This is a genomic window from Planococcus sp. FY231025 (genome assembly GCF_052078085.1).
Taxonomy (GTDB): domain Bacteria; phylum Bacillota; class Bacilli; order Bacillales_A; family Planococcaceae; genus Planococcus.
Window position 1 is genome coordinate 122,605 of the sequence record NZ_JBQJJG010000005.1, and the last position, 13,349, is coordinate 135,953.

Annotated in this window: 11 protein-coding genes; 9 read left to right on the top strand and 2 right to left on the bottom strand. The window is 52.0% G+C overall.

Annotated features, from left to right (window positions below; genetic code table 11):
- Positions 1-86: 86 nt before the first annotated feature.
- Positions 87-1,184, bottom strand: coding sequence for a M24 family metallopeptidase (locus ACTL32_RS06980; protein WP_441340791.1), 1,098 nt, complete (start codon positions 1,182-1,184; stop codon positions 87-89).
- Between the two features lie 86 nt (positions 1,185-1,270).
- Between ACTL32_RS06980 and ACTL32_RS06985 the strand changes: the two genes are divergently transcribed.
- Positions 1,271-1,951, top strand: coding sequence for a metal-dependent hydrolase (locus ACTL32_RS06985; RefSeq protein ID WP_441340792.1), 681 nt, complete (start codon positions 1,271-1,273; stop codon positions 1,949-1,951).
- A 147-nt stretch (positions 1,952-2,098) separates the two neighbouring features.
- The gene (locus ACTL32_RS06990; RefSeq protein WP_441340793.1) at positions 2,099-3,406 is read left to right on the top strand and encodes a DRTGG domain-containing protein; all 1,308 of its coding nucleotides are present in this window, start codon (positions 2,099-2,101) and stop codon (positions 3,404-3,406) included.
- Positions 3,407-3,447: 41 nt separating this feature from the next.
- Here the strand turns inward: ACTL32_RS06990 and ACTL32_RS06995 are convergent, their stop codons facing one another.
- Positions 3,448-3,747: a YtpI family protein gene (locus ACTL32_RS06995; RefSeq protein ID WP_441340794.1), complete on the bottom strand. Its 300-nt coding sequence runs from the start codon at positions 3,745-3,747 to the stop codon at positions 3,448-3,450.
- 94 nt (positions 3,748-3,841) lie between these two features.
- On the opposite strand from ACTL32_RS06995, the gene ACTL32_RS07000 reads away from it, so the two are divergent.
- The 7 genes from ACTL32_RS07000 to pyk all read left to right on the top strand — a co-directional run bounded on the left by ACTL32_RS07000 (position 3,842) and on the right by pyk (position 13,336).
- Positions 3,842-4,780 carry a DHH family phosphoesterase gene (locus ACTL32_RS07000; RefSeq protein WP_441340795.1) on the top strand — a complete coding sequence of 313 codons (939 nt, stop codon included), beginning with the start codon at positions 3,842-3,844 and terminating at the stop codon, positions 4,778-4,780.
- Positions 4,781-4,802: 22 nt separating this feature from the next.
- Positions 4,803-7,862 (top strand): DNA polymerase III subunit alpha, encoded by a 3,060-nt coding sequence (gene dnaE, locus ACTL32_RS07005; RefSeq protein WP_441341195.1) that lies wholly within the window; start codon positions 4,803-4,805, stop codon positions 7,860-7,862.
- 114 nt (positions 7,863-7,976) lie between these two features.
- Complete coding sequence (locus ACTL32_RS07010; protein WP_441340796.1) at positions 7,977-8,627, top strand: FadR/GntR family transcriptional regulator; 651 nt, start codon at positions 7,977-7,979, stop codon at positions 8,625-8,627.
- Complete coding sequence (gene accD, locus ACTL32_RS07015) at positions 8,611-9,483, top strand: acetyl-CoA carboxylase, carboxyltransferase subunit beta (RefSeq protein ID WP_441340797.1); 873 nt, start codon at positions 8,611-8,613, stop codon at positions 9,481-9,483. The genes ACTL32_RS07010 and accD overlap by 17 nt, the downstream gene beginning before the upstream one ends.
- The gene (gene accA, locus ACTL32_RS07020; protein WP_441340798.1) at positions 9,476-10,459 is read left to right on the top strand and encodes an acetyl-CoA carboxylase carboxyl transferase subunit alpha; all 984 of its coding nucleotides are present in this window, start codon (positions 9,476-9,478) and stop codon (positions 10,457-10,459) included. Before accD ends, accA begins: the two co-directional genes overlap by 8 nt.
- Positions 10,460-10,594: 135 nt before the next feature.
- On the top strand, positions 10,595-11,554 hold the full coding sequence (pfkA, locus tag ACTL32_RS07025; protein ID WP_441340799.1) for a 6-phosphofructokinase: 960 nt from the start codon (positions 10,595-10,597) through the stop codon (positions 11,552-11,554).
- 21 nt (positions 11,555-11,575) lie between these two features.
- On the top strand, positions 11,576-13,336 hold the full coding sequence (gene pyk / locus ACTL32_RS07030; RefSeq protein WP_441340800.1) for a pyruvate kinase: 1,761 nt from the start codon (positions 11,576-11,578) through the stop codon (positions 13,334-13,336).
- Positions 13,337-13,349: the final 13 nt, after the last annotated feature.

Here is a 13,349-nt window from a genome sequence, read left to right on the forward strand (position 1 = left end):
TCATTTCTATTTTGAACTCATCTCATAGAAAGTTTCTAGACAGCCTGAAAAGGGCAGCTCCAAAATCCGGAGCTGCCCTTTTTCCTTTAATTATGGATGATCTGAAGTTCTTTCGGGTATTGCGTCAATACTTCTACGCCGTTTTCCGTCACCGCGACATCATCTTCGATGCGCACGCCAACTTTGCCCGGTACATAAATGCCCGGTTCGATCGTAAACACCATGCCGGCTTCCATGGCCATATTGTTTGCGCCGTGAAGGGATGGGTATTCATGGACCGAAATGCCGAGCCCGTGGCCGAGGCGGTGGGTGAAGTACTCGCCGTATCCAGCATCTTCAATCACATTCCGGCTTGCCGCATCGAGGTCTGCGGCAGTGACGCCGGGGCGGACAGCATTGACAGCGGCAAGTTCCGCTTCGAGCACTGTATTATAAACCGCTTTTTGTTCTTCATTCGGCTCGCCGAATGCGAGCGTCCGGGTGATGTCTGAACAATAGCCTTTGTGGACGACGCCGAGATCGAACAGCACCAAATCGCCTTTCTGGATTTTCCGGTCGCCGGTTTTTCCGTGCGGCGAAGCGGCTTTAGGTCCGCTAAGCACAGTAGTGTCGAATGACATGTGGGTGACGCCGCGCTTTTTCAAAGCCAACTCGATTTCCGTCATCACTTCGATTTCCGTGATGCCTTCTTTCAATGTTCGTGCTCCGACTTCAATGGCGTAATCTGCAAGTTCGGCAGCTTCCCGCAGGATTTGAAGTTCGTCTTCATCTTTGGTCACGCGCATTGCATTGATTTTATTATCTAGTGCGATGAATTCTGCCGTATCGAAAAGCCGCGACAATGTCTCGAACCGGTCGACGGTCATATGGGATTTCTCGATTGCCATCTTACCGGATTTGCCCATGCGGTCGGACGCCGTGCGATAAAGCATTTCCATCGAATCTTCTGTGTCAGCGTGGCCGACGATATCGCCTGCCCAACCGGCGCTCTTGGCATCCGGCATTTCCATTTTAGGGCAGATGAGAAACGGCTCCGCTTCTTTGAAGACCATGACGCCTAGCAGCCGTTCATGCGGATTGCTTTTGAAACCGCTGACGTAGAACACGTTATCCGGATTGGTGATGAACGCTGCATCGATGTCGAATTCGTTCAAATAATTTTTCAATTGGGTGATTTTATTCATATGTATTCCTCCTCATATGTGTAGTCTAACAAATTTCAGGGTATAATACTGCTTGAAAACATTGCCCACAAACTTGGAGGGATTTCATGCAACTTTCATATCACGGACACTCAGTCGTTAAAATCCAGACGGACGGAAAAACGATCTTAATCGATCCGTTCATCACCGGCAACAGCTTGACCGATTTGATTGCAGAAGATGAAAAACCGGATGCCATCCTCTTGACGCATGCTCATAATGACCATGTCGGCGACACGGTGGAATTGGCGAAGAAGAAGAATGCCAAAGTCGTGGCCCCGGTGGAACTGGCCAATTATTTGGGAAGCCAGGGAGTCGATGCGGTCGGGATGAATATCGGAGGATCGTTCGAGTTCGAGTTCGGCACAGTCAAGTATACGAAAGCGTTCCATAGCTCATCGTACACGACAGTCGGCGGCGATATCATCTACGGCGGCATGCCGACGGGGATCCTTTTCAAAGCGGAAGGCAAGACCGTCTACCATGCAGGCGATACCGGATTGTTCGGCGACATGGAAATAATCGGCAAACGGAATGACATCGATGTTGCGTTTGTACCGATCGGCGACTTTTTCACGATGGGGCCGGAAGATGCCGCCTATGCGGTGGATCTGCTGAAACCGAAAACGGTAGTGCCGATTCATTATGATACTTACCCTCCGATCAAACAGGACCCTGAGAAATTCAAAAGCATGGTGAAAAGTGCGGAAGTGAACATCCTGAAACCAGGCGAAGTGATCGAGTTGTAAGAATGAAATCCAGTGAGCCCTGCTCTCTGGATTTTTTTTGATGGGCGAATCCTTTGGGTGCTATTGAAGAAGCCTGATTCCTAATCCGTTTTTCTAGGGAATATGATACACTGAAGGGAAGAGCAAGCAGAAGGAAAAGGTGAGGGAATGGCAACAAAACACGAACAGATTCTGGAGTATATCGAGACATTGCCGGTAGGCGAGAAAATATCGGTCCGGCGCATCGCCAAAGAACTGCAGGTCAGTGAAGGCACTGCATACCGAGCTATCAAGGAAGCGGAAACGCAGCGCCTGGTGTCGACAATCGAACGGGTCGGCACGATACGCATCGAACGGAAGACCAAAGAAAACATCGAACGGCTGACATATGCCGAAATCGTTAATATTGTTGACGGGCAAGTTCTTGGCGGACGTGCGGGCCTGCATAAATCACTGACGAAATTCGTCATCGGCGCAATGCAGCTCGACGACATGATGCGCTATACGGAAGCAGGCAATCTGCTCATCGTCGGCAACCGCAGCAAAGCTCATGAATATGCGCTGAAAGCAGGTGCTGCGGTATTGATCACGGGTGGCTTTGAAGCGTCGGACATCGTTAAGCGGCTGGCGGATGAAAACGAGCTGCCGGTCATTTCCACCAGCTACGACACGTTCACGGTGGCGACCATGATCAACCGGGCGATTTACGACCAGCTGATCAAGAAGGAGATCCTGCTGATTGAAGACATCCTGATTCCGCTTGAGGAGACCCATCTTTTGCACGAAAAAGATCCGATCAGCCGCTACCACGAGAAAAACGCAGAAACCACCCATGGCGGGTTTCCGGTTGTTGATGAAAACGGGAAACTGACAGGCATCATCACATCGCGGGATGTCATCGGCCATGCACCGGGCGAATTGGTGGAGAAAGCGATGACGAAAGATCCCATCACGGTGACTAAACAAACAAGTGTTGCCGCTGCCGGACACCGGATGATCTGGGAAGGCATTGATTTGCTCCCGGTCACAGATGACGGCAACCGGCTGCGCGGCGTGATCAGCCGCCAGGACGTCCTGAAAGCAATCCAGACGGCGCAGCGCCAGCCGCAGCAAGGGGAAACAATCGACGACATCATCAAAAGCCAGCTCCGCATGCCGTCCTCTGACAAGCTGTCGCTCGAGTTCCGGGTGACGCCTCAGATGACGAATGCTTATGGATCGATGTCGTACGGGGCTTATTCGACCATTTTGATCGAAGCGGCTATGGCCGCCCTGAAGACCAAGAACCGGAAAGACAGCGCCCTCGAAAACATTACGGTCTACTTCCTGAACCCTGTCCAGCTGGATTCGCTGGTCCACATCAAACCAGTGATCCTGGACATCAGCCGGAAATCGGCGAAAGTGGACGTGGAAGTTTCCCTCGACAACGAAATCGTCGGAAAGGCGCTCCTGACCTTCCAGCTTTTGGACCGGTAAAGCCGGCAGGGAAATAAAAAAATCCCTCCATACGGAGAGATTTACTGATTGATCCGGGTTTCTTCAGCGACAAACTGGTGGTAATGCTTCGCCGCTTTGTAGTTGGTGACCATCATGGCCAAGCCTAGGACGATAAAGATGCCGGCGATGATATAAGTGACAGCAGTCTGGAAGACGAACAATTGATTGATTCCGAAAAACAGGATGAATGCGCCGAGTGAGAATGAAGCAGTAGCGCCGTACCATTTTTTCCGGATTAGCAGCGTCGCACGGAATTGCTTTGTTTTATAATAAAAATAAAAAACAAATGATACAATGATCAATAATACGAAAACTAACATGAGGGACCTCCTGTTTTGCATAATTCCTTTCTATTGTACTGAGAATCGGGCGAAATTGCGAATGGATTTCCTTTGAATTGGGGGAACTTGAACATTGAACAGTCAAATCATCGACACAATTAAACAATTCGATACGATCATCATCCACCGCCATGTACGGCCCGATCCGGATGCCTACGGTTCACAGCTCGGCCTGAAATACCTCATCGAACAGAACTACCCGGACAAGCGTGTGCTTGCTGCCGGCGAACACGATTTCACGCTGGATTTCCTGGGCTTCCCGGATGCGGTCGAAGACAGTGATTTCGAAGGGGCGCTCGTCATTGTGACCGATACCGCGAACACGGAACGGATCGATGACCAGCGCTATACGAAGGGTGCGAAAATGATGAAAATCGACCATCACCCGAATGATGATGCGTACGGGGAAGTTTCCTTGGTCGATACCGCTGCGAGTTCCACGTCTGAGTTGATCTACGAATTGTTTGCATACGGGCAAAGCGAAGAAAGGTGGGAGCTTCCTGCAAAAGCGGCAAGGCAGCTATATGCCGGCATTATCGCGGATACCGGGCGCTTCTTGTTTCCAAGCACCACGGAAAGAACATTCGACGCTGCCGGAGAACTGATCAAATACGATTTTGACCGCAATGCGCTCCATAACGGCCTATACGAGATGGACCGCAGCCTTTTGCATCTTCAAGGATTCATTTACCAGAATTTCGTCATGGATGAAAGCGGCGCAGCCTATGTGAAAATTACGATGGATATCCTGAAAGAGTTCGGTGTGACCGCAACGGAAACGTCGCTTTTGGTGGGGTCTCTCGGGAATGTCAAAGGGTTGAAGGCATGGGTCATCTTCATCGAAGAAGAAACGGAAATCCGTGTCCGCCTTCGCTCAAAAGGGCCGGTCATCAATGGCCTGGCCAAGGAGTTCGGCGGCGGGGGCCACCCGATGGCCTCTGGCGCTACCGCTTATTCATGGGAAGAGGCGGATAAAGTGATTGAACGGCTGAAAGAAATTTGTTCATCGTAAAAAAGGAGGAAATGTCTTGTCAATGGTCTATCCGCATATAAGCACATCGGCTGATCTGCTGAAAAGCACCGTGCGCCTTGACGAGCTTTTCCCTTACATGCTCGAGCAAGGGACGGTGGCCGCAGCTATCGTCAATTCAAAATTATACGGCGTCCTTCCTTTTTGGGAAGCGTGCAAACGGGCCGGCATCCATGGGGTGCTCGGCCTTTCGGTGTCCCTGGAATTCGAAGGGCGGTCTTATCCAGCTGTTTTGTATGCCCGGTCGAATGCCGGATATAAAAATCTGCTGAAAATCACCAGTGCCCTTTCCACAAGAGAAAAAGAAGCGATTCCGGAACAATGGCTGAAAGCGTATCGCCAAGGCCTGGCCTGTTCGATTTTAAACCGGTTCGACGGTGAGATCGATGAACACAAAGGATTGTTCAGCTTTGTTCAAAGCATTTTCCCGGATGCCTGTTACGGCAGTGTGGAGCGGCCGGGAGGCGAGCGCCATGCGCAGGAAGATGCCTTTGCGGCTGCATGCAAGGCGGCAGGGCTAAAGATTATAGCGAGCCAGGAAAGCCGGTACGTGCACGAAAGCGACGCATTTGCTTATGAAGTGGCTTCTGCCATCGGGCAAGGAGTGAAGCTGAACGATCCGGAACGGCAAAAGCCGGAACACACTAAGGCTTATGTGCCGGCTGCTGCGGAATTTGCGGCGTGGTTTGAAGACCGTCCGGAGTGGCGTGCTGAAGCTGAACGCCTGATGCTGGATTGCCAGGTGACGATTGCCCTCAATCAGCAGCTTCTGCCGGTCTTTCCGCTTCCGGAAGGCACCGACCGCCATCGGTACATCGTCGAGTTATGCGAAAAAGGACTCGCAGAAAGGCTGCCGAATTATTCCAAGGCCTACACCGAACGCTTGATGTACGAACTGTCCATCATCGGACAGATGGGGTTTATCGACTATTTCCTTATTGTCGCGGATTTCATGAAATTCGCCCGGGAACAGGAAATCCTGACGGGGCCGGGACGCGGTTCATCAGCAAGTTCATTGGTGGCATTTTCGCTCCGGATTACGGACGTCGATCCGCTGGAACACGGATTGCTGTTCGAGCGTTTCTTAAATCCGGAGCGGGTCACGCTTCCGGATATCGATATCGATTTTGCAGATCATCGGCGGCATGAGGTCGTGGAGTACGTCGCCCGCAAATACGGGGAAGCGAAGACGGCCCAGATCATTACGTTCGGAACGCTTTCGGCGAAAGCAGTCGCACGCGATACCGCCCGTGTCTTCGGGTTCGAAGCCGAGGAGCTGGATGCCATCTCGAAAATGATCCCCAACCGTCCCGGCACCACACTCAGGTCGGCGCTGAAAGATTCGCCGGCGCTCAATGAGTGGATCATTGCCGAGGACACACGGAAGACGTGGTTCAAAACGGCGCTGAAACTGGAAGGCTTGCCGCGCCATGCTTCAACACATGCAGCCGGCGTCATCTTGAGCCCGACGTCCCTTGTCGACCATGTGCCGATAGAAAAAGGAAGCGAAGGGATTTTCATCACCCAATGGCCGATGGGCGAGCTTGAAGCGATCGGGCTTTTGAAGATGGACTTTCTAGGGCTGCGCAATCTGACGATTCTCGAGCAAATCCGCCGGCTTGTCCACCGGGATATCGGAAAGTGGATCGATTACCGGAAAATACCGCTCGAAGACGATGCCACATATGCGCTATTGGCAAAAGGGGATACGACGGGCATTTTCCAATTGGAATCGGACGGCATGCGCCGGGCGCTCCAGCAGATCAAGCCGACGGCGTTTGGCGACATTGTCGCGGTCAACGCCTTGTTCCGGCCGGGCCCGATGGAGTTTATTCCATTATACGCACGGCGCAAACACAAACAGGAGCGGGTCGATTATGTCCATCCGGTGCTGGAACCGATACTCAGCGAAACCTATGGCGTCATTGTCTACCAGGAACAGATCATGCAGATTGCATCGCGCATGGCCGGCTTTTCGCTCGGAGAAGCGGATCTGCTGCGCCGGGCAGTCAGCAAGAAAAAGCGTGAGATCCTCGATGAAGAGCGCATCCACTTCAGCAAAGGGGCGGCTTCGAAAGGATTCACCGAGGAAGCGGCGACTGAAGTTTATAACCTGATTGTCCGCTTTGCGGATTACGGCTTCCCGAAAAGCCATGCAGTCGCCTATAGCATGATTTCCTACCAGCTCAGCTTTATGAAAACGCATTATGCCGTTCCTTTCTATGCAGCCATGCTGGCCAATAGTGCCGGAAATGCAGAAAAGACGCAGCAATTGCTGCAAGAGGCAAAAGAGCGCGGCATTGCGCTGCTGCCGCCTTCTGTCCAGAAAAGCTTCCATTCGTTCTCCGTAGAAGACGGTCAGCTCCGTGTCGGCCTGAATGCCGTAAAGGGCGTCCCGGGAACTGCCGTGCGGGCATTGATGCAGGCACGTAAAGAAGGAGGCGCGTTCAGCAGCATGTTTGATATTGCAGAACGCATTTCAGCCATCCATTTCACGCGGAAAGCGTTCGAACCGTTGGTTAAGGCAGGTGCGCTTGACGATTTCGGTTTGGACCGCGGGGTGCTGCTTGCCTCAATCGACAGCGCGGTGAAGCACGCAGAGCTCGTCAAGCCGAATGAAGAACCGGGGCTGTTTGACGACCTTGGCTCAAGTTTCATGAAGCCGAAATACGCAAAAGCATCCCCAATTCCTGAAAACTTGAAGCTGGATTACGAGAAAGACGTGCTCGGGTTTTATTTGTCGACGCATCCGATTGCCCGCGAGAAAGAAACACGCGGAAAATCATATGCCGATTTGAACGGCTTGAAAAGCCGGAAAGACCGGGATCAGGTAACGGTGCTCGGGATGGTGGAGGAAATCAAGCGGATCCGTACAAAAAAAGGGGACGCGATGGCATTCGTGAACATTCAGGACGATACAGGCGCAGCGTCGCTGACGCTATTTCCGGCTGAATACGCCAAATATAACGCGGCTCTCGAACCGCATGCGGTCCTGGAAATCCAGGGCACCATTGAAAACCGCAACCATAAAACCGCCATCATATGCAAGACCATCTCCACTTGACTGCCTTTCTATCAAAGAAAGGCAGTTTTTTCTTTACGTGGAGCGAAAAGTTTTGTATTCTAGACAATATGAGTGGCCAGACCACTTTCAAATTAATGGAAATTAGGGGCGATCATGAAACAGTCAAAGCGATATTTAGACATTGTCAAAGAAGTGCGCGACATGATCAGGCAGGAGAAAATCCGGCCGGGAGACCGCATTCCATCTGAAAGGGAACTCGCTGAAAAGCTTCAAGTCGGCCGGTCGACGCTGCGAGAAGCTTTGCGCAGCCTTGAATTGCTCGGGTTGATCGAAACGCGCAGAGGCGAGGGCACATTTCTATCGGACCACCGGAACCATCAATTAGTGGAGGTATTATCCACATTCATATTGCAGGACAACCAATCCCAGAAAGATGTATGGGAAACCAGGCTGCTGCACGAAACGGGCGCAATCCAGGCGATCTGTGAAAACGGCTCGCTCAAAGGATTGAAGCTCTGGGACAGTTTCAGGAAGAAATTCGAAGATGAAGGATTTCAGCGGGATGATTTTGTCCGTGAATTGATGGTGCTGTCAGGCAACCGCCTTTCGCTGAAAATCTGGTTCCTGCTTCATCAATACAGCGGCAATCCTTATTCCGAAGCGGTGCTAGAACCTGAAAAAGAATTGCTGCTGCCGGTTCTGGAGGCAATGGAACGGCAAGATACAGAACAGGCGATCCAATCTTTCAAAATCTGGAGCGGTTGGATACAGAAGAGGAGAATGCAAAATGGCGATGATTCGTGAAATATTCAAACGCAATAGAGACAATAAGGAAACAACCATACCAAGCAAAAAATCCAAAGATGTGCCTGAAGGGCTGATGACAAAATGCCCTTCGTGCAAACATATAACCTTGACCAAGGAATTGACAAAGCTGCTCAAAGTCTGCCCGAAATGCGACCACCATTTCAAAATGACCGCGTTCGAGCGTGTGGAATCGCTTATGGATGAAGGGACTTTCCAGTCCATGGATGATCACCTGAAATCGGAAAATCCGCTCGGGTTTCCCGGGTATTCGGAAAAAGTGGCATCGGACAGCGAAAAGACCGGTTTGAATGAGGCGGTCTTGACGGGGACCGGAAAAATCAGCGGACGTGAAGTTGTCGTTGCTATCATGGATTCGCATTTCCGAATGGGGTCGATGGGCTCTGTGGTCGGCGAAAAAATCACACGGGCAATCGAAGCGGCGACTGACAAAGGGCTGCCGGTCCTGATTTTCACGGCGAGCGGCGGCGCCCGCATGCAAGAAGGCGTTCTGTCGCTGATGCAGATGGCCAAAACAAGTGTCGCGCTAAAGCGCCACAGCAATGAAGGCCTCTTGTTCGTATCCATCCTGACCCACCCGACAACAGGCGGCGTATCTGCCAGCTTCGCTTCTGTCGGCGACATCAACATCGCCGAGCCGAAAGCATTGATCGGTTTCGCCGGACGGCGGGTGATTGAGCAGACGGTCCGCGAAAAACTGCCCGAAGATTTCCAGACCGCCGAGTTCCTGTTGGAGCATGGCCAATTGGATGCCGTAGTGCACCGGTCGGATATGAAAGAAATACTATCAGCCATCGTACGGCTGCACACGAAAGGGGCTGGGCAGCATGTCTAAGCACAAGGCGCCATCAAAAACGGCTCCAAAATCCATGGGCTTTGAAGAACCGCTCATTCAATTGCGCAAAAAGATCGATGAGCTGAAAGAATACACCACAACGGCCGAAGTGGACTTGAGCGCCGAAATACAAAGCCTCGAAGAACGGCTGGCCAAGCTGGAAAATGAAATCTATGAAAACATGAAGCCGTGGGACCGGGTGCAGGTTGCACGCCATCCTGAGCGTCCGACCACGCTCGATTACATCCCTCTGGTGTTCGAGGACTTTATCGAACTTCATGGCGACCGGCTTTATGGGGATGACGAGGCGATCGTCGGCGGGATTGCAATGTTCGAAGGCACGCCCGTTACGGTGATTGGCCATCAAAGAGGCAAAGGCACAAAAGAAAACATCCGCCGGAATTTCGGCATGCCGCATCCGGAAGGCTATCGGAAAGCGCTCCGCCTGATGAAACAAGCTGAGAAATTCAATCGGCCGATCATCTGCCTGATCGACACGAAAGGCGCCTATCCCGGAAAAGCTGCTGAAGAACGCGGACAAAGCGAGGCAATCGCCCGCAACCTGGTCGAGATGGCCGGCCTGGAAGTTCCGGTCCTGTCGATCGTCATCGGGGAAGGCGGAAGCGGAGGCGCGCTCGCACTTGGCGTCGGGAATCAGATTCTGATGCTCGAAAACTCCACGTTTTCCGTCATTTCACCGGAAGGTGCTGCATCGATTCTCTGGAAAGATTCCGCATTGGCGAAGACGGCAGCGGAAGCGATGAAAATCACAGCGCCGGATCTGCTTGAAATGGGCATCATCGAGCACATGATACCGGAAGTGCGCGGAGGCGCGCATAACGATTATAAGCAGCAGGCACGGAAAATCGCCGGAGCGATCAAAATTTCATTGGAGCAGCTGTCGGGGCTCACCCCCAAAGAACTCGTCAGCCAGCGCTATGACAAATTCAAATCGATCGGGATTTTTAGTGAGTAAGAAACCGCCGCGGCGGTTTTTTTCATTTCCGGCGGACAACACAAAAACTTAATAAAACTAGAGGGTATTCAAGACTGACAGTGGCGGACGTGCGTGGTAAGGTGAAAAGAGTAAATGGTTCTTAGGAGGTATGGCATGAAACGAATTGGCGTATTGACCAGCGGCGGAGATTCCCCTGGCATGAATGCCGCTGTACGTGCAGTGGTGCGAAAAGGAATTTATGAAGGAATCGAGGTGGCCGGTGTATACCATGGCTACCAGGGATTGATCGACGGAAACATCTCCGTTCTTGAAGCCGGCGATGTCGGCGATATTATCCAGCGCGGCGGCACGGCACTGTATTCAGCCCGGTGCCCGGAATTCATCACGGATGAAGGACAGGAAAAAGCAATTGCGCAAATGAAAAAACACGGCCTTGAAGGGCTGGTTGTCATCGGGGGCGACGGCTCCTACCGCGGCGCTATGGCATTGACGAAAAAAGGCTTTCCTGCTGTCGGTGTCCCGGGGACCATCGACAACGATATCCCAGGAACGGATTACACGATCGGTTTCGATACGGCGCTCAATACGGTGATCGAAGCAATCGACAAAATCCGGGACACCGCGACCAGCCACGAACGCACATTCATTATTGAAGTAATGGGAAGAGATGCGGGCGATTTGGCTTTATGGGCCGGACTAGCCGGGGGAGCGGAAACCATTCTGATTCCGGAACAGGATTTTGACATCAATGATATGATTGAAAGGCTGGAAAAAGGGAAAAAGCGTGGTAAGAAGCACAGTATCATCATCGTCGCTGAAGGAGTCATGAGCGCGCAGGAGCTGGCAAGCCTGCTGGCTGAAAAATCCGATGCTGAAACACGCATTTCCGTGCTTGGCCACATTCAGCGAGGCGGCACGCCGACCGCGCGGGACCGTGTGCTCGGCAGCTTGTTCGGTGCACGGGCCGTTGAAGTGCTCCTTGCCGGTGATGGCGGGAAGGCAGTCGGCATGGTGAACAATAAAGTCGTGGATTACGATATGACTGAAGCATTCACTGCTGAACACGATGCGGATATGAGCTTGTATGAATTATCAAAAGAACTATCAATTTAAAAGTCAATTGGAGTGAGCACATTGAGAAAAACAAAAATCGTTTGTACAATCGGGCCGGCTAGCGAATCGCCGGAAACACTGGAAGCTTTGATCCAGGCTGGAATGAACGTGGCCCGCCTTAACTTTTCACACGGCGACCACGCAGAACACGCATTGCGCATTGAACGCATCCGCGAAGCTGCCAAGAAAACCGGGAAGATCGTCGGCATCCTGCTGGATACCAAAGGGCCTGAAATCCGCACCCATAAAATGGAAAACGATGCAATCGACTTGGAAACTGGGCAAGAAATCGCCATTTCCATGAAAGAAGTGCTCGGAACCGAAGAAATGTTCTCCATCACCTATGAACAATTGATCGACGATGTGCACGAGGGGTCTGTTATCTTGCTTGATGACGGACTGATTGAACTTCATGTAAAACGCATCGATAAAGCACAAGGCCTGATTCACACGGTCGTAGAAAATGCCGGAACGCTGAAGACGAAAAAAGGCGTCAATGTCCCGGGTGTTTCCGTCCAATTGCCGGGTATAACAGATAAAGATGCACAGGACATCCTGTTCGGCATCGAACAAGGCATCGATTTCGTTGCGGCATCATTTGTCCGCAGAGCGTCGGATGTTATGGAAATCCGCGGATTGCTGGAGAAGAACAACGGCTCCCACATCCAGATCATTCCGAAAATCGAAAACCAGGAAGGCGTCGACAATATCGATGAAATCATCACCGTATCCGACGGCTTGATGGTGGCGCGCGGCGACCTTGGCGTCGAGATTCCGGCCGAAGAAGTGCCGCTTGTCCAGAAAAAATTGATCGAAAAATGCAATAGCGCCGGCAAGCCGGTCATCACGGCCACACAGATGCTCGATTCGATGCAGCGCAATCCGCGCCCGACTCGCGCAGAAGCAAGCGACGTCGCCAATGCGATTTTTGACGGAACGGATGCCATCATGCTATCCGGTGAAACGGCAGCAGGGCTTTATCCAGTGGAATCGGTTGAAACGATGCACCGCATCGCAATGACGACAGAAGACGCGTTGAATTACAAGCAGATCGTCGACAACCGCCGCAAGGAAAAAGAGACGAATATGACGGAAGCGATCGGTCAAGCCGTTTCCTATACGGCATTGAACCTGAAAGTGAAAGCCATCATCGCGCCGACGGAAAGCGGGCACACGGCGAAGATGATTTCGAAATACCGTGCCGGGGTGCCGATCATCGCCGTGACTTCGACAGACCGTCCTTCCCGCAAACTGACGCTTGTCTGGGGAGTCCAGCCGATTGTCAGCAAGGCCGTAACTTCAACGGATGAAGTATTGGAAAACGCAGTGGAAGAAAGCTTGCGCCACCATTTCGTGAAGCACGGCGATTTGGTCGTCATCACAGCAGGCGTGCCAGTCGGCCAAGCAGGAACGACGAACTTGATGAAAGTGCATTTGATCGGTGACAGCATTGCGAACGGGCAGGGCATCGGCAGATCAAGCGCTTTCGGCAAGACGCTTGTAGTGAAGAACTCGGAAGAGCTTTCGGCATTTGATGCTACGGGCAAAATCATCGTCACTATCGGAACGGACCGTGATATGATGCCGGCCATCCGCAATTGCGCAGGGATCATCACTGAAGAAGGTGGTTTGACGAGCCACGCTGCAGTGGTCGGGCTTAGCTTGGGCATTCCTGTCATCGTCGGTGTGAACGGAGCGACATCTTTGATCAAAAATGACTACGATGTTACGATTGATGCAGAAACAGGCATCGTCTACGACGGCCATGCCAGTGTATTATAAGGCAATATAAGAA

Bases quoted from the DNA above. Each gene is read 5' to 3' on its own strand.
- ACTL32_RS06980 (WP_441340791.1), bottom strand. From the start codon at position 1,184: ATGAATAAAATCACCCAATTGAAAAATTATTTGAACGAATTCGACATC.
- ACTL32_RS06985 (WP_441340792.1), top strand. From the start codon at position 1,271: ATGCAACTTTCATATCACGGACACTCAGTCGTTAAAATCCAGACGGAC.
- ACTL32_RS06990 (WP_441340793.1), top strand. From the start codon at position 2,099: ATGGCAACAAAACACGAACAGATTCTGGAGTATATCGAGACATTGCCG.
- ACTL32_RS06995 (WP_441340794.1), bottom strand. From the start codon at position 3,747: ATGTTAGTTTTCGTATTATTGATCATTGTATCATTTGTTTTTTATTTT.
- dnaE (WP_441341195.1), top strand. From the start codon at position 4,803: ATGGTCTATCCGCATATAAGCACATCGGCTGATCTGCTGAAAAGCACC.
- ACTL32_RS07010 (WP_441340796.1), top strand. From the start codon at position 7,977: ATGAAACAGTCAAAGCGATATTTAGACATTGTCAAAGAAGTGCGCGAC.
- accD (WP_441340797.1), top strand. From the start codon at position 8,611: ATGGCGATGATTCGTGAAATATTCAAACGCAATAGAGACAATAAGGAA.
- accA (WP_441340798.1), top strand. From the start codon at position 9,476: ATGTCTAAGCACAAGGCGCCATCAAAAACGGCTCCAAAATCCATGGGC.
- pfkA (WP_441340799.1), top strand. From the start codon at position 10,595: ATGAAACGAATTGGCGTATTGACCAGCGGCGGAGATTCCCCTGGCATG.